This is a genomic window from Paenibacillus sp. Lou8.1 (genome assembly GCF_024213565.1).
Classification (GTDB): domain Bacteria; phylum Bacillota; class Bacilli; order Paenibacillales; family Paenibacillaceae; genus Paenibacillus; species Paenibacillus polymyxa_B.
In genome coordinates this window covers 1-25,677 of sequence record NZ_JANAVN010000027.1, presented here as the reverse complement: position 1 = coordinate 25,677, position 25,677 = coordinate 1, and the positions used below count along the sequence as shown (strand labels likewise).

27 protein-coding genes and 2 pseudogenes are annotated in these 25,677 nt (G+C 42.4%); 20 read left to right on the top strand and 9 right to left on the bottom strand.

Annotated features, from left to right (window positions below; all coding sequences use genetic code 11):
* The first annotated feature begins 372 nt into the window (after positions 1-372).
* The 6 genes and pseudogenes from NLX78_RS26015 (at position 373) to NLX78_RS25990 (ending at position 2,985) form a co-directional block, all read left to right on the top strand.
* Entirely contained in the window at positions 373-918 is a 546-nt protein-coding gene (locus NLX78_RS26015) for a hypothetical protein (protein ID WP_061831749.1), read from the top strand.
* 318 nt (positions 919-1,236) lie between these two features.
* Complete coding sequence (locus NLX78_RS26010; protein WP_254329672.1) at positions 1,237-1,431, top strand: hypothetical protein; 195 nt, start codon at positions 1,237-1,239, stop codon at positions 1,429-1,431.
* Between the two features lie 106 nt (positions 1,432-1,537).
* Positions 1,538-1,852 carry a YdcP family protein gene (locus NLX78_RS26005; RefSeq protein ID WP_254329673.1) on the top strand — a complete coding sequence of 105 codons (315 nt, stop codon included), beginning with the start codon at positions 1,538-1,540 and terminating at the stop codon, positions 1,850-1,852.
* A 12-nt stretch (positions 1,853-1,864) separates the two neighbouring features.
* Positions 1,865-2,242 (top strand): YdcP family protein, encoded by a 378-nt coding sequence (locus tag NLX78_RS26000; protein WP_254351881.1) that lies wholly within the window; start codon positions 1,865-1,867, stop codon positions 2,240-2,242.
* 9 nt (positions 2,243-2,251) lie between these two features.
* Positions 2,252-2,596, top strand: a pseudogene (locus NLX78_RS25995) (Mom family adenine methylcarbamoylation protein); the annotation flags it as partial.
* Between the two features lie 200 nt (positions 2,597-2,796).
* Positions 2,797-2,985, top strand: coding sequence for a cysteine-rich KTR domain-containing protein (locus NLX78_RS25990; RefSeq protein WP_254329675.1), 189 nt, complete (start codon positions 2,797-2,799; stop codon positions 2,983-2,985).
* A 73-nt stretch (positions 2,986-3,058) separates the two neighbouring features.
* Here the strand turns inward: NLX78_RS25990 and NLX78_RS25985 are convergent, their stop codons facing one another.
* Positions 3,059-3,439 carry a winged helix-turn-helix transcriptional regulator gene (locus tag NLX78_RS25985; RefSeq protein ID WP_302057573.1) on the bottom strand — a complete coding sequence of 127 codons (381 nt, stop codon included), beginning with the start codon at positions 3,437-3,439 and terminating at the stop codon, positions 3,059-3,061.
* Positions 3,440-3,639: 200 nt separating this feature from the next.
* Between NLX78_RS25985 and NLX78_RS25980 the strand changes: the two genes are divergently transcribed.
* Positions 3,640-4,845 carry an MFS transporter gene (locus NLX78_RS25980; protein WP_254329677.1) on the top strand — a complete coding sequence of 402 codons (1,206 nt, stop codon included), beginning with the start codon at positions 3,640-3,642 and terminating at the stop codon, positions 4,843-4,845.
* A 426-nt stretch (positions 4,846-5,271) separates the two neighbouring features.
* Here the strand turns inward: NLX78_RS25980 and NLX78_RS25975 are convergent, their stop codons facing one another.
* Positions 5,272-5,625, bottom strand: coding sequence for a helix-turn-helix domain-containing protein (locus NLX78_RS25975; protein WP_254329678.1), 354 nt, complete (start codon positions 5,623-5,625; stop codon positions 5,272-5,274).
* Positions 5,626-6,075: 450 nt separating this feature from the next.
* On the opposite strand from NLX78_RS25975, the gene NLX78_RS25970 reads away from it, so the two are divergent.
* On the top strand, positions 6,076-6,750 hold the full coding sequence (locus NLX78_RS25970) for a vWA domain-containing protein (protein WP_254351882.1): 675 nt from the start codon (positions 6,076-6,078) through the stop codon (positions 6,748-6,750).
* 316 nt (positions 6,751-7,066) lie between these two features.
* Here NLX78_RS25970 and NLX78_RS25965 read toward each other — a convergent pair whose 3' ends face one another.
* From NLX78_RS25965 to NLX78_RS25950, 4 genes are all read right to left on the bottom strand, one after another.
* Positions 7,067-7,447 carry a DUF3899 domain-containing protein gene (locus NLX78_RS25965; RefSeq protein ID WP_235307422.1) on the bottom strand — a complete coding sequence of 127 codons (381 nt, stop codon included), beginning with the start codon at positions 7,445-7,447 and terminating at the stop codon, positions 7,067-7,069.
* Positions 7,447-9,090, bottom strand: a complete 1,644-nt coding sequence (locus NLX78_RS25960; protein WP_254351880.1) for a peptide ABC transporter substrate-binding protein — start codon at positions 9,088-9,090, stop codon at positions 7,447-7,449. The genes NLX78_RS25965 and NLX78_RS25960 overlap by 1 nt, the downstream gene beginning before the upstream one ends.
* Before the next feature lie 196 nt (positions 9,091-9,286).
* Positions 9,287-10,237, bottom strand: coding sequence for an ABC transporter permease (locus tag NLX78_RS25955; protein ID WP_250259273.1), 951 nt, complete (start codon positions 10,235-10,237; stop codon positions 9,287-9,289).
* 1 nt (position 10,238) lies between these two features.
* On the bottom strand, positions 10,239-11,165 hold the full coding sequence (locus tag NLX78_RS25950; protein ID WP_061831744.1) for an ABC transporter permease: 927 nt from the start codon (positions 11,163-11,165) through the stop codon (positions 10,239-10,241).
* 318 nt (positions 11,166-11,483) lie between these two features.
* On the opposite strand from NLX78_RS25950, the gene NLX78_RS25945 reads away from it, so the two are divergent.
* From NLX78_RS25945 to NLX78_RS25925, 5 genes are all read left to right on the top strand, one after another.
* The gene (locus NLX78_RS25945) at positions 11,484-12,251 is read left to right on the top strand and encodes an amino acid ABC transporter substrate-binding protein (RefSeq protein WP_069291219.1); all 768 of its coding nucleotides are present in this window, start codon (positions 11,484-11,486) and stop codon (positions 12,249-12,251) included.
* A 40-nt stretch (positions 12,252-12,291) separates the two neighbouring features.
* Positions 12,292-12,951: an amino acid ABC transporter permease gene (locus NLX78_RS25940; RefSeq protein ID WP_023987212.1), complete on the top strand. Its 660-nt coding sequence runs from the start codon at positions 12,292-12,294 to the stop codon at positions 12,949-12,951.
* Positions 12,952-12,966: 15 nt separating this feature from the next.
* Positions 12,967-13,719 carry an amino acid ABC transporter ATP-binding protein gene (locus NLX78_RS25935; protein ID WP_023987213.1) on the top strand — a complete coding sequence of 251 codons (753 nt, stop codon included), beginning with the start codon at positions 12,967-12,969 and terminating at the stop codon, positions 13,717-13,719.
* Positions 13,720-13,989: 270 nt separating this feature from the next.
* On the top strand, positions 13,990-14,595 hold the full coding sequence (locus NLX78_RS25930; RefSeq protein ID WP_250267549.1) for a VC0807 family protein: 606 nt from the start codon (positions 13,990-13,992) through the stop codon (positions 14,593-14,595).
* Between the two features lie 6 nt (positions 14,596-14,601).
* Complete coding sequence (locus NLX78_RS25925; protein WP_254351879.1) at positions 14,602-15,207, top strand: TetR/AcrR family transcriptional regulator; 606 nt, start codon at positions 14,602-14,604, stop codon at positions 15,205-15,207.
* Between the two features lie 167 nt (positions 15,208-15,374).
* Here the strand turns inward: NLX78_RS25925 and NLX78_RS25920 are convergent, their stop codons facing one another.
* Positions 15,375-15,593, bottom strand: a complete 219-nt coding sequence (locus tag NLX78_RS25920; RefSeq protein ID WP_254327123.1) for a DUF6809 family protein — start codon at positions 15,591-15,593, stop codon at positions 15,375-15,377.
* Between the two features lie 431 nt (positions 15,594-16,024).
* Between NLX78_RS25920 and NLX78_RS25915 the strand changes: the two genes are divergently transcribed.
* Together NLX78_RS25915 and NLX78_RS25910 are read left to right on the top strand one after the other, a co-directional pair.
* Entirely contained in the window at positions 16,025-16,663 is a 639-nt protein-coding gene (locus NLX78_RS25915) for a glycoside hydrolase family 11 protein (RefSeq protein ID WP_061831741.1), read from the top strand.
* 323 nt (positions 16,664-16,986) lie between these two features.
* A pseudogene (locus NLX78_RS25910) lies at positions 16,987-17,379 on the top strand (SUMF1/EgtB/PvdO family nonheme iron enzyme); the annotation flags it as partial.
* Between the two features lie 125 nt (positions 17,380-17,504).
* On the opposite strand, the gene NLX78_RS25905 reads toward NLX78_RS25910, so the two are convergent.
* On the bottom strand, positions 17,505-18,857 hold the full coding sequence (locus tag NLX78_RS25905; RefSeq protein ID WP_254351878.1) for an MATE family efflux transporter: 1,353 nt from the start codon (positions 18,855-18,857) through the stop codon (positions 17,505-17,507).
* A 138-nt stretch (positions 18,858-18,995) separates the two neighbouring features.
* On the opposite strand from NLX78_RS25905, the gene NLX78_RS25900 reads away from it, so the two are divergent.
* The 3 genes from NLX78_RS25900 to NLX78_RS25890 all read left to right on the top strand — a co-directional run bounded on the left by NLX78_RS25900 (position 18,996) and on the right by NLX78_RS25890 (position 21,444).
* Positions 18,996-19,682, top strand: coding sequence for a TetR/AcrR family transcriptional regulator (locus NLX78_RS25900; RefSeq protein ID WP_235307428.1), 687 nt, complete (start codon positions 18,996-18,998; stop codon positions 19,680-19,682).
* Between the two features lie 573 nt (positions 19,683-20,255).
* A complete protein-coding gene (locus tag NLX78_RS25895; RefSeq protein WP_254351877.1) occupies positions 20,256-21,017 on the top strand; it encodes an alpha/beta fold hydrolase in 762 nt (253 codons plus the stop codon).
* A gap of 82 nt (positions 21,018-21,099) precedes the next feature.
* Positions 21,100-21,444: a dihydrofolate reductase family protein gene (locus NLX78_RS25890; RefSeq protein ID WP_367988828.1), complete on the top strand. Its 345-nt coding sequence runs from the start codon at positions 21,100-21,102 to the stop codon at positions 21,442-21,444.
* A gap of 122 nt (positions 21,445-21,566) precedes the next feature.
* Here NLX78_RS25890 and NLX78_RS25885 read toward each other — a convergent pair whose 3' ends face one another.
* Entirely contained in the window at positions 21,567-22,883 is a 1,317-nt protein-coding gene (locus NLX78_RS25885; protein ID WP_254351875.1) for an erythromycin esterase family protein, read from the bottom strand.
* Positions 22,884-23,488: 605 nt separating this feature from the next.
* Between NLX78_RS25885 and NLX78_RS25880 the strand changes: the two genes are divergently transcribed.
* Positions 23,489-24,640 carry an epoxide hydrolase family protein gene (locus NLX78_RS25880; protein ID WP_254351874.1) on the top strand — a complete coding sequence of 384 codons (1,152 nt, stop codon included), beginning with the start codon at positions 23,489-23,491 and terminating at the stop codon, positions 24,638-24,640.
* 537 nt (positions 24,641-25,177) lie between these two features.
* On the top strand, positions 25,178-25,336 hold the full coding sequence (locus tag NLX78_RS25875) for a hypothetical protein (RefSeq protein WP_254351873.1): 159 nt from the start codon (positions 25,178-25,180) through the stop codon (positions 25,334-25,336).
* The last annotated feature ends 341 nt before the right edge of the window (positions 25,337-25,677 follow it).

The window sequence follows — 25,677 nt, the reverse complement described above, 5'->3', positions numbered from 1 at the left end:
CTGCCTCCGAAAGAGTATCGGAAGCAGCTTATAGCCTAGGGGCTTTTTTCAGTGTCTATAAAATGGGGTCTTGACCAGCCGGGATGACTCCGAAAGGCGTCTTTTTTTGGTTTGGCAGCAGCTAATAAAGGACATGATGAACATACATAGCATTCTCGTGCATAAACTCTTAAAAAGCGAATGACAAAAGGAGAGAGCGTATGATGTCCTTTATTTTGGGCTGTGTCATTGTCTATTTACTCGTAGCTGCCAGTAGCGAAAAAGCAGATTCAATTGTGGAGTTAAATGATTCTGTGAAATAAAATTTTTTATTGAAAATCATGCATTTTCTGATAGGATAGAGTTAAATATTGGAATCCCAAAGGAGAATGCATGCTGGAATTTTCATTTGAAATCATCGACGAATCGAAAATTAACATTGTATATCAGTATGGAAGCAGTAGCTTCAATTTTAATTTATTTTTTAACTACGGTGTGTGGACGCTGCATCCTTTTGACGGGATTCTGCTGCAGAACAAGGAAATGTGCCGTCTGATCGTTACGGATCTGTTTAAGAACAAAGATTTTCATGTCATGCTGGCGCGCGAAAATATTTTATTATCAACCTTGCGTACCTCTATTGATCTCAACCCCGAAACTCGGGGAGATCGATATCAGGAACAGGAATTTGATGAGCTGTCTGATTTTGCTGAGACACACAGCTTTGAAGAGGTACTGCAAATCGAGCAGGATTCCGTCCGCGAGCGTATAGATTTCTTCCAAAACATCATTCAAAAAATGTATATGGAAGGATTCGGCCCGGAAGACAATGATTTTAACAAGGTACAAGCTATTCTTCGCATTTATAAAGCTGCACATGACCAACTCGGAGAATTGAGCGACTTTCCCCTGAGAGGCGACGAACGACGCAGATGGTAGACTAGACGGGCTAGGGTATACATCATAGAGGAGCGTGGGGAACATGAGCAGTATTTCTATAACAAAAAAAAGTATAAAAATCAGATTATCTGCATAAACACTGGATTTACAAATGCTATTCAAAGATTAGTTAATCCATTTTACCACTAATTTACTACTTTTGGATGAGTCTTGATACGACGAAATATCCTAGAAAAGTGAAGAACAGTAAAAGATACTTCCATTACGAAAATTGAATATGTAATAGATGGACACTTCAAAATTGGGGTGTCTATTTTTGTGTTCACCATTAAAACAAAGGAAAGGAGATTTGTTTCATTGAATGAACAGGAAATATACGAAGATAAGGTAATGGAATGGATTGACGATCATTTTGTACTAAATGAGATTGAAATTGAAGACTATCCATTTTTTCTTCATGGGAAATTAATTCGTGATAAAAAAGGAGAAACAATGATTGTGTTTTGGTGTGTGATTTATGGACGTGTCGATTATCGTTTTCAAGACACATAAGGAGTGATTGCTCAAGCAGATGTTTTACTCTCGTTCCGCTCTCTGCTACCTGTGTTTCTCTATTGATTTATAAGGAAAATTAAAAACAAGAAAAGAGGTCTGTATTATGGAATTAAAATATGTCATTCCCAACATGGAAAAAACATTTGGCAACTTAGAATATGCAGGAGAAGGAAAGGTTGAACAGCGACGAATCAATGGTCGCATGACGACACTATCTCGCAGTTATAATCTGTATTCTGATATTCAACGAGCAGATGATATTGAGGTCGTTCTCCCTAACGAAGCTGGCGAAAAATTTTTCGAGCATGAGGATAGAATTAAATTAGTTAATGCAAAAATTATCGCAGAAGGCTATAAAATTGGGGATCGTGGTTTTACAAATTATATCTTACATGCTGATGACATGGTAAAAGGATAGGAGGAAAAAAATATGAGATTGGCACAAGGCATTGTTATTGATAAAGCTCTGACATTTGGATTATTAAAGTTTTCCGCCTTACGAAGAGAAGTTTTTCTTCAAAATGAAGATGGTACGGTGTCAACAGAAGTGAAAGAACGAACCTATGATTTAAAATCAAGGGAACAAGGACGCATGATACAAGTAAGCATTCCTGCTTCTGTTCCACTAAAGGATTTTGATTATAACGCAGAAGTAGAATTAATTAATCCAGTGGCAGATACCGTATCTACCGCAACTTTTCGAGGGGCAGACGTAGACTGGTATATAAAGGCTGACGATGTTGTATTGAAAGGACAACAAAAACCTCCTCAAAAGCCGAAAAAAGAGCCACTGGAAAATGAAAAATAGGAATCACTTATGAAAAAAATGCAGCTTATTATCAAAGAAGTATCGAAAGAAGAAGCCATTTGTTTTATTCGACAATATCATTACTCTAAAATTATCCCTAAGTTGTATAAATACTTCTTAGGGATTTTTTCAGAAGAAAAGCTGTTAGGTGTTGTGGAGTTAGGTTGGGGTACACAGCCCTTACAAACCATCCGCAAACTCTTTCCAAACACCAACCTGAAAACGAAAGATTATTTAGAGGTTGGCAAAATGTGTTTTCTACCTGAAATGAATCAAAATAATTATTTTGGCAGTCGCACTCTTTCGGCACCGATGAAGTGGTTGAAACAAACAACATATAGATTTATGTATACATGCCTTCGAAAACGATATATGCGAACAAAAAATCTTTACAGATAGTATGTCTGTTGATGAAATTGTCGAAACCATTTCTAAAATGTCTAACATAGGGCTTGAAAGCGATAAAAGAAAAAGGCTGAAAAAGTGGATTGATAGAACAGCAATCACAATTCGTCATATTCGGAAATAATACTATATTTTTAACGGAGGCTATAATGCAAAAAGTAGATTGGGTGTTATGTCCTGTTTGTAATAACAAGACCCGAATTAGGGTTCGCGATGATACGATACTTGAAAACTTCCCACTATTTTGCCCAAAGTGCAAACAGGAAACACTAATCAATATTAGACAATTAAATGTGTCAGTTATCAAAGAGCCAGACGCAAAGACGCAGAGCCGATAATTTGAGGTTAATATATCTCATATTATCGGCTCCTTTTATAAACAGTATTGCGATAGAAGTTTTTCTCATTCCTTTATAGTCGGCTTAAATTTGCTTCACTAATAATGCCTTTTTCTAGAACAGTAGCTTTATCGCCATACTCTTTAATTAAATGTTTTCCGCCCCAATCACATAGAGAATCTAAAATTGGCTTTAAGCTCCAGCCGTACTCACTTAACTCATATTCTACTTTGGGAGGAATTTGATTATAGATAATACGATTAATAATACCGTCATCCTCTAGTTCACGTAATTGCTGCGTAAGCATTTTCTGAGTAATTTTTGGCATAAGCCGTTTTAATTCACTAGTTCGTTTCTTCCCACGTACTAGGTGGGTTAAGATTACACATTTCCATTTACCGCCAATGACTTCTAATGTTGTCTCGATGGTTATATTGTAATTTTTTTCTTGCAATAGAATCATCTCCTTTTATAGGTACTTTAAAGTACCTATAGTACTTTGAAGTGTCTATAGTACTTTGAAGTGTCTATATTACTTTAAAGTGCGTTCTTCCTTTTGGTGAACCTTTCTATCATAATAACATCTATAAATGGAAGTTCCCAGCATTCATTTTTCATTTATTTAATTATAGAAAATGGAAAGGAAGATATATCATGTCACAGAAAGAAAAAAATAAAAAAGGGAGTTTTATTACGTTATTGGCACTAGCTATTACCGCTTTTGCCATCGGAACAACAGAATTCATTAGTGTGGGGCTTCTACCACTTATATCAGAAGATTTGAATGTCCCTATTACAACTGCTGGGTTAACTGTTTCGCTATATGCTCTCGGAATTACAGTCGGTGCACCAATCCTTACTTCAATCACCTCAGGGATGTCTCGTAAAACGATACTCACTTGGGTGATGGTTGTATTCATTATTGGAAATTTAGTTGCAGGACTATCCACAAGTATTGGTATGTTATTAACAGCACGAATTATCACAGCATTTTCTCATGGGGTGTTTATGTCCATCGGTACATTAATTGCAGCCGACTTAGTAGCACCAAACCGTAAGGCAGGTGCGATTTCTATTGTATTAGCAGGCTTGTCCATTGCGACAGCAACAGGCGTACCTCTTGGAACATTTTTTGGACTTCAATTAGGTTGGAGAACCGCGTTCATGTTTATCGTCGTCATAGGGATTATTGCTTTAGTAGCAAACAGTATTCTTGTACCATCCAACATGGCAAAAGGTGAAAAAGCGAGTATGAAATCTCAATTTCAATTGATTACAAATCCAAGACTTATTTTGGTCTTTACAATCTCAATATTGGGATACGGTGGGACATTTGTTGCGTTTACTTATTTAACACCATTACTCACTGATATTACAGGCTATATGCCAGAAACTGTCGTCATTATCTTAATTATATACGGAATTGCGACTGCTATTGGAAATCTCATTGGTGGGAAATTAGCCAATCAAAATCAAATTAAAGCATTATTTTATATATTCTTGGTGCAATCTGTGATTTTACTTGTCATGTACTTTACCATTCCATTTAAAGTGGCTGGCTTAATCACTGTATTATGCATGGGGCTACTGGCTTTTATGAGTATTTCGGGGTTGCAATCTTATGTCATGATATTAGCCGAACGCTTTGTTCCGTCTGCTGTAAATGTTGCTTCAGCAATTAATATAGCAGCTTTTCAAGCAGGAATAGCTTTAGGTTCATACTTAGGCGGCGTAGTTACGGACTCGATTGGACTTGTTCATACAACTTGGATTGGTGCCGCTATGATTCTTTGTGGTGTTGTTTTATCTGCATGGGGACGTTCTTTGGAGAGTAAAGAAGGCAGGTTAAAAGCAACTTAATATCTTACTACTAGAGATTTTTATTCATAGATGTACTAACCTTGCTTACTAGAACAACCTTATATAGAAGATGTACTTCCATCTTTAAATAACCAATAAGAAGAAACAGCAAATAGTTTAGATAACTTTGATTAATAAGGATAAAAATAACTGAGACAACAAGAGTTTACAGTATGCTAAATATTAGATTCATCTCTATTATGATAGCTTCGACTGGTACATGATTCTTGATGTCTCAGTTAATCGTTCAGAATATACTGATATACAATTTCACTCCTAATATATTTATAATACTTGGAGTGGATTTCAATTAACTATTAAGCATTATATGTATGCAATTACAATCTTTCTTGCATTATTTATACGCTTTATTAAGAACTGGTATTTTGATATTACGTCATAAAAGAATAGTATGGATTGAAAAAATTAGTTATTCATTTCATTAGATTTCTTAATTCCGTCTGTTAAAGATTCTATTAATATTAAGTCTCTTTCTGTAAAGCTATCCATCTGTTCTTCTATCCATCTACGTCTTGCACCTTTAACTGTATTTTTATTAGGCAAGAAAAACTCATCAACAGAAACATTTAATAACGATACAAGATCGTATAATACCTGTATGCTAGGATGCTGCCCTTTATTCTCAATATTCGTTAAATAACGGGAGTCAATTTCTATCAATGTGCCCACCTGTTCTCGGGTTAAACCTTGTTTTTTACGAGCTTCTTTTATCGCAAGTCCGAACGCTCTAAAATCATATTTATCTTCTTTTTTACGCATAATAAATCACCTCTATACATTTTACTGTTCCTGTTAAACAAGAAACAGGTATAGAAAAACGTATAATGTGGTTAATTAATTCCTGTTATGAATATTATTTAAAGAAAATTTACTGGCAGATAGTTTAAAAAAACCGTTATCTGGCAGTACCCTTTTCATGCCTTTTTAAAAGTATATGTCATTCCCAGACGATGGTTTAAATAGCTGTCGTCTCTTTTTTTGTACAGAATTGATAGCTGGTGTATTAATCTTCATTTTTCAAAGAGATGACGGCTTCTAGGAGGTAGTCGTCATGCTACAATATATTATTCGGCAACAATATTTATTATTGGAGATTTTGTCAAAAAAGGTTATTCACTTATATTGGCTAAAAATAGTCTAAAATGTGGTTTTTTAGGACACATAAGGAGAATAAGTAAAACACATGTACAGATTGAACTATCTGTTTATGTGTTTTTTTGTTTACTTAAAAAGAATGCGCAACTAGTACTGACTAAAAAGAATCTAACAAATGTAACTGCAAGAGTTGGATTGGTGCTCGATATTTCAGGATCTATGAGAAGCTTGTACAAAAATGGTACTGTTCAAAAAGTGTTGGAGCGTATTGTTGCAGTAGCGAGTTCTTTGGATGATGATGGTGTACTGGACGTATGGGTGTATGATCACCGTTTTTCACGTTTGCCGTCCGTTATCGAAAATGACGTTGACAACTATGTTGAAAGACATATTCTGTCCAATGATTATTTGCCCAAGTTCGGTCGTAATGATGAGCCACCTGTGATGCGCGATGTTATCGCCAAATACACCAAGGAAGAACCATCTTCTGATCCGGCCTTTGTTATTTTTATTAATGATGGCGGTGTGAAGCGTGGAAAAGGAGATAATATCGACAACGCAGTCATTGATTCGTCAGGAGAGCCGATTTTCTGGCAATTTATCGGTGTGGGTGAATCCGATTTTGGCGTATTAAAGAAGCTGGACAATATAGAGGGCCGTGTGGTAGATAACGCTAACTTCTTCCAAATTCAAGATATCGAATCTATGGAAGACAATGAATTGTACGAACTATTGCTTAACGAGTTCCCATCATGGTTACAGGAAGCGAAGGAAAAGCAGATTTATTAAGGCTACTAAGTGTTGTACTATGAGCCCTTCTCAAAGCTTAATATATAAAAAATGCAAAAAGAGAGAGTTCCGCTAGCAAACGCTTTGCGAAACTCTCTCTTTTCTTTACACACCTCTAAAACGTATAGAAGCTCTACGGCGGTTGCCAGCGGAGCGGGCAGAATTGTTCTGAAGAAGCGAAGCGTTCGCTTTTGTCCTCGGATTTTAACCTTTATAGGTTGTGTACAATAATAAAAATCCGAGGGCGGTGGCGATCGGAAGAACAATCTGCACGCGCAGCGCCCACCAACCGTAAGAAAGCTTTCATACGCCCTAACTAACTTATCCCCATTAATATCATCGAGCTAAGGATAAGCCCCGCCCCACACCCCGAAGTATATACCTTGAGGTGGCGGAACATGGATGTTTTCCAGGCTGACAGAGATTCATCGGAACGTAAACGTTCATTTTCCTCCCGTAATGCCTTGGATTGACGAATGAACAACTGTCTGATGTCGGCAAATCCCCGCAGGAAGAGGGTTAGAAAACCGCTTTGCAGAACGTGGAAGATTGCACCGATCACCAAGCCCAGCAACCCCAACAGGAATAGCAGATTTGCAGTAGCCATGTTTTCACGACCATACAAGAGATGGGGGATGGCGTACAGAAATCCTAAAGTACCGACAATCAGGGCAGTGATCCCGAAACGTAAAATCATTATTTTTCGACCCGTTTCGCAAAGCGCAGGTCTGGGTTCGAACGAGCATCAAATACGATACCTTGAATCTTAGGACTGATTAATGCGGTGTCCGCAGAGAACTGGATCGGAATAATCGGCAGATCTTCCATCAATACGTCTTCTGCCTGGTGGAGCTGTTCAAAGCGTTTTGCCGGATCAAGCTCAAAGGTTGAGGATTCAATCAGTTTGTCATACTCCGGGTTGCTCCAGTTGGTAAAGTTGTTCGAATTTTTGGAAGTATAATGCCCCAATACGCCGAGTGGATCCAGGAAGTTTCCTTCCCAGCCCATACGAGCGATCTGGAAGTTCTTCTGTTTAAAGGTATCAATGTACGTTTTCCATTCCTGATTCTCCAGCGTCACTGCAACGCCCAGGTTCGTTTTCAGCATTTCCTGAATCGCTTCAGCTACTTTTTTATGCTTGTCCGAAGTGTTGTATTTAAAGGTGATCGGTGGCAGCTGGGTCAAACCTTCTTCTTTCAGACCTTCGGCCAGCAATTGTTTCGCTTTCGCAGCGTCAAACTCATAGTATTTTTTCGGTGCTTCATCACGGAAGTCCTTGCCGGATGGCGTTGTTGTTCCGTATGGAACATAACCGTAAGCCGGAGTTTCGCCACCTTTGGTTACGCTGGTAGCCAGTGCTTCGCGGTCAATCGCGTAGGCAATGGCCTGTCTGATTTTATTATTGTCAAACGGCTTTTGTTTTACGTTAAAAGAATAGGTATACACACTGAAAGATGGATGCGACAGGAATTCCTTGTTGCTCTTTTCCTGATCCAGGGTATCTACGGGAAGACTCAAAATCAGATCCAGATCGCCCGTTTTGTACATTTGATAATAAGTTGTGGAGTCTTGAACCATTTTAAAATTAATCGTTGCCATCGTAATGGCATCTTTGTTCCAGAATTGATCGTTTTTCGCCAGCGTAATCTGCTCGTTATGTTTCCATTCCTTGGCTACATACGCACCGTTGCCGACCATTGTGCTCGCTTCTGCTGCCCATTTGTCATTTTTCTCAACAACCGATTGGTTTACTGGCAGATAGGCATGACCCACTGCGATCGTTGGGAAGAAGCTCAGCGGTGATTTCAGCTCAACTACCAGAGTTTTATCATCTTTGGCTGTAACACCCACGTCTTCAATTTTACCTTTGCCTGTGTTGTAAGCTTCGGCACCTTTGATGTAGTAGAGGGCAGAAGGATCGTAGGCAGCTGTTTTCGGATTTAGTACCCGTTTCCAGGAGTATTCAAAATCCTTAGCTGTCAGTGGGTCACCATTCGACCATTTTGCACCGTCACGGATCGTAAAGGTGTAGGTTTTACCGTCAGGAGATACGTCTACTTTGCTGGCAGCGCCTTCTACGATTTTACCGGCCTTATCGTATGTATACAGCCCTTCGTACAAGTTATCAATCACAAAGTAGGACGTTGTATCTGATGCGAAAGCAGGGTCTAGCGTATAAGGCTCTCCACCTGCCAGATTGGCAGTAATTTCTTGCGGGATATCTGCTTGAGGCGCGGCGGACGGGTCGTTGCTTGCTGTTTTGTCCGTATTACCAGAGCATCCAGCCAAAGCCGTTACGGCCAAAAGTAAGATGATCGTCAACCAATGCATTTTTTTCATTGTGGTTTTCCTCCATTACTATGATTAGTTATGCCAAAAATAAGGTACACCGTACCGGGGGTTATTCATCCTCCTTTCCCGCAGGTATGCCGCGTGTGCGCACTTCGATAAAGGAATTGCCGTTTTTCCTGCGGTTAGGCAAGAAGCTGCGGATCATGGTGACACCCCTCCTTGTCCAATTTCGATCTCTACATTGTTAATGTTGTGAGCGCGGGTCAAGTGCATCCTGAAGCCCGTCTCCAAGTGTATTGAACGCCAGCATGGTGAGCGATATCATCAGCCCGGGGAAAAATAGGCGCCACCATTGACCGCTTAAAATAACGCCAAGTGAATCGTTAGCCATCGTCCCCCAGCTGGCCGAAGGAGACTGAATCCCCAGACCGAGAAAGCTCAGGAATGATTCGGCAAAAATAGCCGACGGAATAGTGAACGTCAAATTTACGATAATGATTGCCGCTGCGTTTGGTAGCAAATGTCTGAAGATAATACGCGAATGAGATGTCCCCAAGCTACGGGCTGCTAACACATATTCTTGCTGCTTCAGCTGTAAGATTTGCCCACGCACTACACGGGCCATACCGACCCAGCCAGTAATGGATAATGCAATAATCATCGTGAGCAGTCCCGGCTTCATAATGACGAGCAGCAGAATGATGACCAGCAGATAAGGAATGCTATACAAAATTTCAATAATACGCATGAGAATGCTGTCGATCCTGTCGCCCGTTTTGCCGTGCCCGGCACAATAGCCAGCAATACAGCCGACGAGAATACCAAGTACCAAATCAATGGCGGCAGCGGCAAAGCCGATCATGAGTGAAATTCTAGCTCCGGCCCATGTCCGTGCCCATACGTCCCTCCCCAGATCATCCGTGCCAAACCAATGCTCTTTCGAAGGAGAGAGATTCGTTTTCAAAAGGGATTGATCACTGGGTGCATAGGGAACCATGGAAGGTCCCACAATCGCCAGCACAATAATCATGATTAGTAGGGAAAGCCCCAACAGAGCAAGCTTGTTGTTAAAAAGTCTGCGTAGCCGATCTCGCCAGGGTGATTCTTTGGGTCTGGTCAACGTGGGGGTGGGGATCTGGCTACGATCTACAAGACTGAACAGGCTGTCCTTTTCGACAGTAGGTGCTGCTTTCATGTTAATCTCCTTTGCTGACTAATTTGATTCGTGGATCGACAAGGCGATAGGATATATCAATTAAAAATAAAGTGACGACCAGAATGGCACTGTAAAAAATGGTCGTCCCCATAATCACTGGATAATCCCGGTTAAAGATACTATCTACGAAGTATTTACCGATGCCGGGAATGGCGAATATTTTTTCAACGACAAAGGTACCTGTAATAACGGAAGCGAATAGCGGTCCGATAAAGGAAAGCACCGGAATCAACGCATTACGTAATCCGTGACGAAGGACTACTGCCCAAGAGGACAACCCTTTTGCTTTGGCAGTGCGTATGTACTCCTCATGCATGACCTCCAGCATACTCGTTCGCATAAAGCGGGCGATAACAGCAAGCGGTGAAACAGCGAGAGCCAGCGACGGAAGTACCGTATGCTGCCAGGTTCCCCATGAGGCGACTGGAAGCAGATGCCATTGGACGGCAACATACTTGATTAACAGCGGTGCCAATATGAAGCTGGGTACGGAAATACCAACAATCGCGATAAACATCGAGATATAATCCAGTGGTCGATTATGGTGTAGAGCAGCCAGTGTTCCGAGCGAAATACCGGCAATAATCGCGACCACGATGGATTGAATACCCAGCAATGCAGAAGGTGGAAAACCTCGGGCAATGAGCATATTGACGTCCGTCGTTTTCGATTGAATAGACGGGCCCATGTCCAGCACTAGCAGATTTTTGAGATACAACACATACTGCACAGCGAGCGGCTTGTCCAGATTGTATCTGGCACGCATGTTTTGCAATACCGCTTCCGGAATGGTTTTGGAATCGTTCGAGAACGGATCACCCGGAATGATGTGCATGATGATAAACGTTAAAGTGACGATAATCCACAACGTAATGAACATCGTAAAGAGACGTTTTAAAATGTACATGGGGCTTTATTTCTCCTGTCTATCAAGCTGATTTACATACTATTGCTGTTGAAATTTTAAAATAAATAAAAGTATATAAGAATACTAGGAAATGATAAGACGGTTTAGGTGACATGTCAAGGTAAGGTTTTACATTATAGAACACAGGTCAAATTTTCGTCACAGGTTTTCCATTTATATAAGGCTAAGATTCCGCTTATTTCTCTCGACGAGTATCCTGCGGTATGTTATGATGATACTCTGATAACGTGTTAACGAACTAAAGCGTTTGCCACCTGTTCTTGGATACGGGGGTCACCATTGTTGGAGGGGAATAAGATGAGAAAAGCAGCCATGTTTACGATGTTAATTGGATTGATGATGATCGTGTTGGCCGGATGTTCCGGTGGTAAGGATGACAGTAAATTGATTATTGGAATTGATGATAAATTCGCCCCGATGGGCTTTAGAGATGAAAATAACGAGTTGACCGGTTTTGACATTGATTATGCGAAAGCGGCCGGGGAACAAATGGGTAAACAGGTGGAATTTCAGCCGATTGACTGGTCTGCCAAAGAATCCGAGCTGAACAGCGGACGTATTGATCTCATTTGGAATGGATACACCATTACGGATGAGCGTAAGGAAAAAGTGCTGTTCACAAAGCCATATCTGAAAAACAGTCAGGTGATTGTCATTCCGGCTACTTCCAGTCTTTCCAAGCTGGCTGATCTGACGGGCAAAACGGTCGGACTCCAGACGCTGTCTTCAGCAGCCGATGCATTGGATGCAAATCCGATCAAAAGTAAATTGAAGCCTGTGTCCGAGTACCCGGATAATGTTCTGGCTTTGACGGACTTGAAAACCGGACGTCTGGATGCGGTTGTCATTGATGAGGTCGTTGCCAAGTATTATATGTCGAAGGAACAAGGGACGTATAAGCTGCTTGATGAATCATTGGCCCCTGAGGAATACGGCATCGGCGTGAAAAAAGGAAATGAAGAGCTGTTGACGCAGCTGCAATCTGCTTTGGATGAGCTGCACAAGAACGGAAAAGCTGCTGAAATTTCGAAAAAGTGGTTTGGTGAAGATAAAGTATTAAATTAATATGTAGTGTATTGAACTAAGGGTTTAGGAGTCGAAGGTCATGAGTATGGAATATATTTTACGAATTATGAAGCCTATGCTTGAAGGGGCACAGATGACGGTTATTTTATTTTTCATCACGCTCATCTTGTCTATTCCATTGGGTTTTATCGTTACGTTGCTGGCCAAAAGCCGGATTAAGCCAATCGCCTGGCTGATGCATACGTACATTTATGTTATACGCGGTACGCCGCTATTGCTGCAATTATTGTTCTTTTGTTTTGGTCTGCCGATGTTGCCTGTCATTGGGGAGTATCTGGTATTGGACCGGACAACGGCTGCGGTACTGGCGTTTGTACTGAATTATGCGGCTTATTTTGCAGAAATTTTTAGAGGCGGGATGTTGTCGATTGATAAAGGGCAATACGAGGCTTCGCAAGTGCTGGGCTTGAGCAAGTCGCAGACGCTGATTAGAGTCATTGTGCCGCAAATGGTACGGATTGCTTTGCCTGCGGTGACCAATGAAGCGACAACACTGGTAAAAGATACGGCACTACTGTATGCAGTAGCGGTACCGGAACTGCTACATTTTGCGAATACGGCTGTAAACCGTGATTTCTCGATTGTACCTTATGTTGTAGCGGCGGTTATTTATTTGTTGTTAGCTTTGGTGCTGACGCTATTCTTCAGGGCGCTGGAAAAACGTTTTAAATTCGAGTAAAAGGAATGTCGGGATATGAATACTAATGCAATAGAAGTAACCGATTTGAAAAAATCGTTCGGCAAGCTCGACGTTCTGAAAAGAGTGAGCTTTAACGTTAAAGCGGGCGAGGTTGTAGCCGTCATTGGTCCTTCAGGTTCAGGAAAAAGTACCATGCTCCGTAGTTTGGTACACCTGGAAGATGTGACGGGCGGGACGATCCGCATTCATGATAAAGCACTGGTGGAAAACGGTCAGTACGCTCCGGCAGGTGACATTAAGGGCATTACTACCGGTATGGGCATGGTGTTCCAGCATTTTAATCTGTTCCCTCACTTGACGGTGCAGGATAATCTGGAGCTGGCTCCGAAGCTGGTGAAGAAGGTGAGCAAGGCTGAGCTACGTCGCCAAAGCGCTGAGTTGCTGGCTAAAGTCGGATTAGCAGATAAAGCAGATGCGTATCCATCCCGACTGTCGGGAGGACAGAAGCAGCGCGTGGCGATTGCCCGGGCAATGATGATGAACCCTGATATTTTACTGTTTGATGAGCCGACCTCGGCCCTTGATCCCGAACTGACGGGTGAGGTGCTGCGAGTTATCAAAAAGCTGGCTGAGGAACATATGACGATGGTCATCGTGACCCACGAGATGAACTTTGCGAGAGATGTGGCGGATCGTGTCATTTTTATGGATAATGGCGAAATTGCAGAATCCGGTACACCAGAGCAGATTTTTGGCAATCCTCAGCTGGAGCGGACGAAGGTGTTTTTGAATCGGGTGGGGGATTAAAAATATAGTTGCTTGTTAGAGTGTGTGTCCGTGGCAATATGTTTTTAAGCAGGAAGTATGAGGGAAGAATAAAAGCAAGGGAGATGGCAAACGCCATCTCCTTTTTGTAGTTATAGAGTATGCGAACTGTGTAGCCACATTTGGGCAATATGTAGATTGAGGTTCGTATACAGATTTATTATTTTTAATCTTTACATACCTACCGAAGGTATGTAAAATGAAAGATACCTACCGAAGGTAGGTTTTGAATGATGAGAGGATGAGTCGATCATGAATAAATCTCGCAACGAAATCATCTTTACGCTAATCATTAATATCGTATTGCCTTATTTGGCTTATCGCCTGCTAATTCCGCATACGAGCAGTGTGGTGGCTCTGTCTATCGCTGCTCTTGTACCACTATGCGACTCGCTCTACAATCTTATAAGGACGCGCAAAGCAGATGTGTTCTCTGGCTTTATCTTTCTTGGTCTGATTCTTGGCGTCGTGGCCGTTCTCTTGGGCGGTGACGAACGCTTCATTCTGCTACGGGAGTCTTATGTGACCGGTATTATGGGGTTGGTGTTTCTAGGTTCGCTGCTCTTTGGTCGACCATTAATTTATTATTTTGCCGAAAGATTCACAGGCCATAATCCTCAGATGAACGATAAATGGGAGAAACTTCCGCGCTATCGCTTTAACTTCCGCCTAATAACGGCGGTGTGGGGACTCAGCCTGCTGCTGGAAGCCTTCATCAAAGTAGTGCTGGTATATTCGCTGTCCATACCGACCTTTCTGGTCGTATCGCCGTTCTTCACCTACGGGCTTATTGGTTTGACGATCTGGTGGAATATAGGTTTCATTAAACGAATAAAAAGACAGACAAACGGGAGGTAAAAGATTATGCAAGATAAAGCGATGAACGACAGTCTAAAAAAGCTGCTTGAGATTGCAGAAAAGATGATTATGGAGAAAGGCTGTCGGGCGACGACACTACAGGATATTGCGGATCGCAGCGGACTGACTAAAGGAGCCATTTACCATTATGTCAAAAGCAAAGATGAATTGTTCGGTATGATTCTGGAGGCGGGAATGGAGAAAACCAATCAGCGTTTTTTTGAATCTGTCGCCCGGACTCCCGCAGGACCAGAAGGAATCAAGTCCCCTCTTAACACCTTAACCGAACGGTTTCGTAACATCGGTAGTGGGGACAGCGCTGCCAGCCTGATTTTTATTTATCTACTCAGCCAACAGGATAAGCCCGCCGTGGCTGGCATTCTGAAACGTTATCATGAAGCATCTATCCTCACAGCCAAAACGTGGATCGAAGTCGGACAGCAGAATGGAGCTATCCCTGTTTCAATCGATGCGGACAGGACAGCTCGGATGTTCACCGTGTTCAAGAACGGACTGCAAGTTCAGCATAACATAGTGACCGATGGCGATAAAATCAACGAACTGGAAATTTATGAGTTCTTGATGAATGCGCTGGGCGCAGGAAGAGGCTAGGCAGCCCCTCCATTCGTCTGAAATTCTCTTAAAGTACTCCATTCGTTCAGCTATCCCTGGATTTTACCTTTAAGTTTATATTCTACTGAGGAGAAATCTAGGGATAACAGCGATCGGAAGAACAATCTGCATGCGTAGCGGGCTCACCACCATAACTCCTCCATCATCTATCTATTAGGATCAACAATTTCTTTGTCCTCGCTAAATACTTCAATCATCGTTAATGCCCCCGCCCGGTACCCGTGAATGAATGCTGCTGGTAATTTGCTTTTCAACATCTCCATGAGATCACTAATTTTTTGATTCACTTTTTGAGATTCAGGGTCGGTTGAATTTATCTGTTCACTAGGACGCCATTTCCCATAATACATATCCTCCAAAATCATTTTTTATCAAACCTCCTATGAAAAGTTAAGTGTTTGTCCTCACGTGAATCGAGATTTCCCATTAATCACCCAAGCACATTTTACTGCATGTGATGGATGCATATTGATATTTATGCGTTATTTGCATAAATTTTTTTTTAGTATATAAGCTGAGTCAAAAATGTACATGAGGCGCCACTAGGCTGTCGGGTGGTGCTTCCCATCGCTGTAATACTGGAATTATTCTATAAAATTCAAAGAAAGCTAAACATAATAGAGTTAAAGCTTTAATTTGCTAGGTTTATATGCAAACGCTATTATTCTATAATTTCACTCAGAAAGGAGGTTAAAGTAAAAAAATACGGAATATGGAACGTATAGGTGATATACTGCAAAGAGACCAACCAACAAGCAAGTGTAGGGACAAACACAAAAATTTTAGGAGGTAGAGTATGTTTAATTTTAGTAAGAAAATGATGACGGTAGTTCTTGCAGCTTCCATGAGTTTTGGGTTGTTTGCAACAACCTCAAGTGCAGCGACAGACTATTGGCAAAATTGGACCGATGGCGGTGGGACGGTCAATGCTGTTAATGGATCAGGCGGTAATTACAGCGTAACATGGAAGGATACCGGGAATTTTGTTGTCGGCAAAGGCTGGACTACTGGATCGCCAAACAGAACGATCAACTACAATGCCGGTGTCTGGGCGCCGTCCGGTAATGGATATTTGGCTCTCTACGGGTGGACGAGAAACTCACTCATCGAATATTACGTCGTTGATAGCTGGGGTACTTATCGACCTACCGGAACGTATAAAGGTACGGTGACCAGTGATGGGGGCACATATGATATCTACACAACAATGCGATACGACGCACCTTCCATTGAAGGCGAAAAAACGACGTTTATTCAGTACTGGAGTGTTCGACAGTCGAAGAGACCGACCGGGGGCAACTCCACAATCACTTTCAGCAACCACGTGAAAGCATGGGCGAGCAAAGGAATGAATCTGGGAAGTAACTGGTCTTACCAGGTGTTGGCGACAGAGGGGTATCAGAGTAGCGGGAGCTCTAACGTAACGGTGTGGTAACCACTCAACTGCAAGCTGTTCAACGAACAGGCGCGGTTGGGACTGTCTCACGGGATAAGCGGGTTTTGAGAGCTGTCTGATAGATAGGGTTTAAATGAATCGATCATGGAGGACTCACCGAGCCCTAAGTATTGTAGACAGGCCGATGACCGTTCCCCTCCAGTCTATCCGTCAGTGCGGATGCGTTGAAGGCCGTTTCCTGCCAGGTGAACGGCCTTCGACGCTGCTGGAGGCGAGTTGCAGGCCATCACGGCCTACTATTTTTCCTATCAGCTTAAAGGATATCTATCCATGAGAAAGCTATTAATGTTTATTTTAATAGCGACAATAAGAATGATAACGATAATATAAAATGGACAGCAACGATCAACGAGGGAGCTAACAGTTACCGATTGCCTACAGAAGTGGAGTGGGAATATGCTGCAGGCAGAGGTCAGGCGAGCAAGGGCTACACATACAGCGGAAGCAATAATGCCGACGAGGTCGCATGGTATTGGAAAAATGCCGGAGACAAGTACTTATCTGGAGACTGGAACTGGCCTATCATCGAGAGCAACAATAATAAAACAAAATCGATCGGTACCCAGAAACCCAACGAGTTAGGAATTTACGATATGTCCGGCAACGTCAGCAACAACGAGATATCTTTCCGAGGTAAGTTCGATGCGAATGGCTCTGGTCCCGATCAAGGGTTTCGTATAGCTCGTAGAGAATAGTCGGAACAAGGCACAACAAATGAAGGTTAAACTAACGGGCAGTTTAGGTTAATACAGTTCTAGCCCACCGAGAAGACAGGGTCGGGGAGTGTCCTTATCCTGCCTTCTTGCATGTTATATGTTTTCTACTGTACTAAATTATCCAAATCCGGCTGCAATTTGGTCCGCAGAACATACAGCATGATGGCACCAACAAGGAACGCGACGGCATCCGAAATGACAAGCGACCAGACCACCCCGTGGAATCCGTTCATTCGATTAGCAATATACAACATAGGAATCAGAGTAACTCCTTGAATAACTGACATAATAAACGCGGCGGTTCCTTGCGCTGTTGCTTGAAAGATACCCGTAAACAGCGAGGTCATTCCTGTAATGAATAAGGATAAGAACGTCACATGTAGAATGTAGCTACCCATTTCAATTAATTGTGGGTCACTCGTAAATAAACCAATTAAGTGGTCGGAAATCAGATAGACGATAACACCGAACACGATTGCTAACGTCACAATAGCTTTGATTGTAAATCCAATGGTATGTTTCATGCGTAATTTATTTGCTGTAAAAGAGAAGGCAATCAATGGCACAACTCCCTCGCATAAGCCCATCAGAATAAACTCAGGAAATTGCAATAGGCGTGATGAAATTCCGTAAGCCGCTACGGCCTGATCCCCATAATCGACAAGAAAATGGTTAAAGATGAGCGACATTGCACCCAAGAAGATACTCATAACAAAGACGGGAACTCCGATTTTGAATACATTGCTCAGAATATCCGCGGTAGCTTTAAACCATTTTACGGAGACAGTTAAGAATTGGCTCTTATATCCCATATAGAAGGCGTAGAATGCACTCGCAACCAAGTTAGAGATGACCGTAGCAGACGCAACGCCGATCACGCCCCAATGGAAGACGAAGATGACTAGCGCGTCGAGAATAATATTCACGACAACACTGAGAATCATACCGATCATCGACGTGATTGCTGCACCCTCGGAGCGCACAATATTCTCCAGCGTGAAGAATAATACGACGAATGGTGAACCAATAAGCATAATCGTGACATAGTCCTTCGTGAATCCGAAGGAGCTAGTTGTTGCCCCGAGGCCATGAACGATTGGATCGATCAACGGGAGACCGACCGCCATCACGATAAGACCGAGAACTAAACTGCTGTAAAAGGCGAATGAAGACACATGCTTCACATCGTCATATTTTTTTTCTCCCAGCAAACGGGAGATGAATGTGCCACTACCCATGCCTATCAAGTTGCCTAGTGCCATAATGATCGCGAATAACGGCAAGGTTAGTGCGAGTGCGGTTAACATGGCAGTATTGCCCAGTGTACCAAGGAAATAGGCATTTAAGATGGAATAGATGACATTCATTGACGTACCTAGCATCATCGGTACAGCGAAGTGAGCTACGGCTTTTGCGACCGGTGCTTTTTCAAAGTAATGGAGGTTTTCTGCATCCATGCGAGTCACTACTTTCTTTATTTATTTTGTCCTTTAGTCTAACACTGTTAGGTTGTGCCTTACAGTGTTAGATGATATCATGAACCTATGAACCTGTAAAGCATAAACTTACACTGTTAGATAAAAGGGCGGATACCGATGAAAAAAAAGCAGCCTCAAATTTCGGAGGATAAGATTTTGGAAGCCTCGTGGGAGCTTCTTGGAGAGGAGGGTATCGAGAAATTCAGTATGAGACGATTGGCCGACCGGCTAGGGATTCAGGCTCCCTCTTTGTACTGGTACTTCAAGAGCAAGCAGAATCTCTATCAGCGCTTGGCCAACCAGGTATCGAAAATGATTCTGGAGGAGTTTCATTCCGAGGGGGACTGGAAGGAGCAGCTGACGGGGCTTGCGGTAACGATGCGGAGTGTGCTCTACCGGTACCCCTGCTCCACGCAGCTCATGATGATGACGCTGCCCCACGAACCGGACATCATCCGGTTCACCAACCGTATGCTGCTCTGCGTGGAGTCGACACCGCTTGAGCAAGAGCAGAAAATACAAGTGGTTACTACGCTTGTGAACTATGTCTCCTACTTCGTCCTAGACGATTATCAGCATGAGCGTAATGTCTCCGCTATCCTCAAGGACCAGGGAGCGCTTCCGGGTGAGGAGATGATTCACCTTCTGAATTCCATGAGCGAGACAGAAGTGGGACTATTCCGGAGGATGTTCACGAACGGGCTGTTCGAGCTGATGGGGACCGACGGAGCGTTTGAGTTCGGATTGAAGCTGATTCTGTTGGGGGTTGAGCAGGTGATAAAGGAGCAGGAAAGTAGTATGTAAAAACCGCCCATCCGGTTATTGGATGGGCGGTTTCAATTAGGTTACGTTTACCCTAAATTGTTAGTGAATTTATAATTTTCTGTCTGTCTTTTGTCCTTTGTAAACGTGATTTACTTGTATTAATCATCAAGACAGGAAATATGTATCTTCAACTCAATTACTAAGCATAAAATCAAAAGAAGCATTTATAAAGTTGATGTTATTGTCATATAAAATAATGATAGATTAACTAGTACTGGAGTACATTACAGAAAAGAGAACTTTATCACCGATTTTTTTAGCACGTAATAGCGAAGAATTCGCTTTTGATATCCGCCGCTATTCAACTAAAGGGCAGTTATTCAAAGTGACTTCATATCAATGTAAGTTTTACCCGCTCAAGGATTTTGGTGTTTTAAGTCTTGTAAGAACTTTTGATTTACGCAAAGTAGCTCTCCAAGCCGCAAATCACGCGGCATTCAATGAGATATTGTTTTTTTTCGATGTGGATATCTTTTTTAATATAGACTGTATGTTCAGTCATGATTAAAATGCTAATCAAGAAAATATTACCTCGCTGGGGAGGGGAACAAGGTGGAACTTTTTTACGAAATCGAAGGGAATGGAGTCCCTATAGTCATGATTCACTCGGGAGGTGTCGACTCAAGGGTATGGAGATATATGGTGCCTGAATTGGCAAAATCATTCAAGGTCATTACCTTCGATGGTCGAGGAACCGGCCGCTCGCCTGCTATGCAAGAGCCGACTTCACTTGTGGAGGATTTGCGCAAACTTCTCGAACATCTCGGACTGGATCTTGTCACACTTGTTGGCCATTCCATCGGTGGGCAAGTCGCGACTGATTTTGCGTTATCATATCCTTCTATGGTTGTGCGGCTAGTGGTGATTGCCCCTTCATTAACGGGGTTTGCATATTCGCAAGAATTTACCAATTATATAGCATCGGTGAATGCGGCCGCTCCCAATATTTCAAAACTTGTAGAGTTGTCTTTAGCCGGACCGATCTATCGGGCTACGATGGCTAGCCCCCACCGGAGATTTCTGAGTGAAATGCATACTCACTACATGACAAGGGTATTTACCGAGTGGAGGAGCTTTGATGTCCTTTGGCCAGAGCCGCCTTCGATTGAACGTTTAGAGAACATTACAGCGAGTACGTTATTTATACAAGGAACCATAGAATGGCCGGATATGTATAATATCGCCGAGTACTTCAAGCGTGTACCTGAGATTAGGTTTGCCGAAATCAAAGGAGCTGATCATATGCTTGTCCTTACTCATGCGGAAGAACTAGCAACTAGCATCCGACAGTTTTGTCACAGGAACCATACGTGAATAGATTGGGTATCTCTTGAATAAAAGTATTATAATGGGGTGATGAGAAGTTTTCACTTCTGAAACTGGATTCTTTGATCGAATCATTTTAAAGAAAGAAAACGAACACCAGATGAATTGGAACGCAACCCTCATTCAAGGGGATCTCGAGGAAGAAGTTTTGAACCTTAAAGAGCAACTTGGAAGAAACATCTTGGTGCTTGGAAGAGGCAAGTTAGTTAGGACGCTGATGAAGCATGATCTCGTCGACGAGTTTCGGATCATGATCTTTCTGTTTATACGGGGGAGTGGAAAGCGTTTGTTTACAGATAACATCAACACGATGTCCCTTAAGCACGTCTATACCAAGACCTTACATTCGGGAGCAGTTGAATTGACGTACCTTCCATCAAAAGAAGATAACGTTTTTCACCAAGGCTCAGACTGATAAAAACAAAGTCTGAGCCTGCCGCTGTTTTATATTGGAGCCAGTCTTATAATTATAATCCGGAGCCTGACGGTAAACTATACCCAGCTACCCTGCATCCCACAGACGGTTCTTGCGAGCTGTTATTCTGAAAATAAAGCATCCGTTGCAACCGGCTGAAGGATAGGCAGTGGCTGAAGGGAGATGGTCCGGTCGAGATGAACAAACGCATCATAACGATCCGCCATGCTGGAAGGCACGTAATTGCCGAATCGCTCATGAGAAGGCTCATATACAACACCGATGGCACGGTGGCCAATGACCGTATGCAGCATGGAAGATGCATCGGAGAGCATTACCACGCCATTCCGGCCGCCTCCCGCCCGGTGCATGCAATACTCCCAGCTTCCTGGCTGTCCAGGCGGCACGGTCATTTTCTCAACCGGAGCTCCCCAAGCTCTTCCGGCCAGTACCTCACCCTGATAGGTCCCGAAGCCAACAGCAAACACACGATGTTCTGGATCCTCCCGCAGCAGCTGACCCACATTGACCATGCCATCAGCCATCATATCCGTTGCCCGCGCATCACCGATATGCGTATTATGCTCCCAGACAATAGCCTTTGCCGAGGCGCCGTAATAGGACATGATTCGCTTCAGTGATTCAACCATATGTCTGTCCCGTATATTCCAGGACTGCGGGCCTCCCTGGACCATCGTACGATAATAGGCCTCCGAACTCGAAGTGACGAGCATGTTCACCTCCGCATTCAGCTCTTCCTCACTTCCCGGATACGTCATGCGCCGGCTCTGAATCTGCTTCAGTAGCTCAACCACTTCTTTCTCACAGCTCTCCGAGAGCAATCCTGCCGCAATGCCATAAGCCTGATGGTCCCTGCTATATGGATCAAAACAGGCATATGTCCTGCGGGCCTGTTCCAGCTGGGGAGACTTGGTCTCCTCCAAATAACCGATGATTGCCTCCATCGATTCCCATAACGAGTACATATCGATGCCATAAAATCCAACCTTGGGACAGCCACTGCCGCCCCCTTGATTCACCTCATTGTAATCCTTCAGCCACTCCGCGAAATCACGAATATCCGTATTCGCCCACATCCAGGTCGGCCAGCGAGTAAAATCACCCAGTGCATCGGTTGCCGAAGAATCGGCCCCCTCCATCCCTTTAACATACCGGTTCAATCGATAAGCAGAGGGCCAGTCTCCTTCCACGCCGATAATGTTAAATCCCTTGCTTGCAATTAGCTTCTTCGAAAGCTCGGCCCGAACTCGGTAAAAATCAGATGTCCCATGGCTCGCTTCGCCAAGCAGCACAATATCTGCCTCTCCAATGGCCTTAACTATGCGGTCTAGATTCTCCATTCCGTCCAATGGGATAAATAAGGCATTCAGCTCTTTCAAATATGCATTCTGCTCTGATAGATTATCATTAAAATTCATGAATTTGTTCCCTCCTTTAGACGGTATGAGTGAATTATTTCCGATTTGTCCATTCATTAACCCAAAACAGGCCTCCCTTAGTGATAAGCCCAGGTAAGTCTGGTCGGGGCAAAATTTGAATTGATCTAACGGACACGATAGCTTAATAAACAACTAAGACACGGCTACCGGCATGGATCGGCCATGTTCTACTAACGGGCAAGATAGCGTGACGAAGTAATCTCGATAAATAAATAGAGGCACAGCTGATTCAGAAAATCGGATGCCATTTGCATTAGTCTAAAAACCATTCAAATAAAATCGGATATGCTTTTTCGGTTACATGGGGAACGCTTAAAAAGAGAGGATCGCGTTGAAACAGCGAAAGACCTGTTTGTATTCTCGGACCAGTTGGAAAATAACCTTGCGCTTCGGAAAGTGATATGGTGTTGAGAAATTGGAAATCATAACAAAAGGCTGAAGTAATTAAGATAATTGTAAAACGTTGAGGATAAGGAAGGTTACTAAAGTCCTCCACGGCGAAAAAGATGCCCGATTTTTAGCATAGTACCACAGCAGTTCAAGGGATATCATTAAGATGTGCGCAAAAAAGGAGGAGAAATATAATGTCCGTTGAACGTTTTCATATTCACATTGCAGATGAAGTCCTTGATGATTTGAAAAGAAGATTACACCACATCCGCTGGCCGGATCAATTGGAAAACTCAGGCTGGGATCGAGGTGTTGATTTAACTTATTTAAAATCCCTTGTTTCGTATTGGCGAGAACAGTATGATTGGCGCGAACAAGAATCTCAGTTAAACCGTTTTTCCCAGTTTCGCTGCAACATCAATGGAATTGATGTGCACTTTGTTCATGAGTACGGAAAGGGTCCCAATCCCATGCCCATTATTCTAACCCACGGATGGCCAGATAGTTACCTTAGATATCAGAAGATTATTCCTCTTCTTACAGATCCAGCTAGCTATGGAGGTGATCCTAAGGATTCTTTCGATGTCATTGTCCCTTCATTACCTGGTTTTGCGTTCTCTAGCTCTCCTGACCATCCTGGTGTCAACAATTATCAGGTTTCCGAGATGTGGGCTAAATTAATGACAAAAGAATTAGGATACGATAAGTTTGCTGCAGCAGGTGGGGATATAGGTTCCGGAGTTACGAGATATCTGGCATCGAATCATCCTGAACTTTTATTCGGGATTCACCTAACAGATATTGGTATCATAAGAGATATACTTACGTCCCATGAGCAGGTAAAACTTTCAGAGGAAGAACTTCAATACAAGAAAAGAGCATTAGAATGGCTTTCTCTAGAGGGAGGGTACATGTCGATACAATCGACACGTCCACAGACTCTTGCGTATGGACTTTCTGATTCACCAGCAGGCTTAGCCGGTTGGATTATTGAAAAATTCCGAGCTTGGAGTGATTGTGGAGGTGACCTCCGTCAAAGATTTAGCGAAGATGAACTCATTACGCATATCATGGTTTATTGGCTTACTAACACAATCGGGTCGTCAACGCAGATGTATTACGAAAATTCACATTCTCTGCCGTCATTAGGCTATATAAAAGTACCAACTGGGGTTGCATTATTCCCAGCAGATATAGTATTACCACCAAAAGACTGGGCAGTACGTAATTTAAATATAACTCGCTGGACTACCATGGCTCGTGGTGGACATTTTACGGCCATGGAAGAGCCAGAGCTTTTAGCCCAAGAAATTCGTACCTTCTACAAGCCTTATAGAGTGGAATAGTGAGTGTTTATGATGGAGCAGATATCTTAGAATAATATTCAAGAGCGAAAAGACTTTTTGAGTATGTGCGAACAACCAATTGATTTCAGCGTTTGTTTGATGAAAAAGCTACGGATAAAATCTTTTATTCGAATGCTATTAAAAGGTATTTCAAATAATTTGATACGCTAACGGGTACATTAGTTGAAACAAAAAGGTTGCCGTGGCAGCCTTTTTTATTTTATGTTAGGTCTAGTAGGACCAACTTAGCAGCTGAGGCCGATTGGATCAATAAATCTGCCTTAAATGATGTGGGTTAGTATCCATTATTAAAGGCGGATTCACGAAATTCAATATAAGGCTCCTTAACGTTGAAAACCGTGTTTGCTGGCGATACCTCAATAATATAAAAAATTACAATTCATTCTCGTTCCTAAAAGCATGCTTATAGGAACGAGAATGAATTAGTCTATTTCACGTCCCCAAATGTGTATAAATAATTATTGGAACGTTTCAGTATTAATGGAAAGGGGATGCATCATATAGTAGATATGGCTTATGTTTGTGTGTCGGTCGGCCAAATACCAGGCTACTTTCGACGCTACTGTTGATCAAGAGCATGATGCCCAAAAAGTCGTCACAAGATATCTAACTGCTATTCATGAAAAGCATTTATCGGATGCAGTAGATATGGTCAAAGATTCACGGTACCTTTAATGAAGAAAAACAAATTCGAAAGTATAAGCAGTACAGTAATAGAACTGATTTTGATAACTTGGTTATTAATTGGTGTAATTTACCTGTAGTAATCAGCAAATTTAAATGATATATTATGTATCCGGCCGTAAGATAGGCTGTGATGTAATAGTTAGATGGACTTCAAAAATTCAAAGGATTACCTACGAGGTATTATTTACCAGTAGCATGAATCGTCGAAGTATGATATATTATTAATCCGGGCGTTGATAAGGCCGGAAATGATTGATCTTTGAAAACTGAACAACGAGTGAGTAAAACGATTTTGTTCGCAAAATCAAACAAGAGATATTTTATCTCGT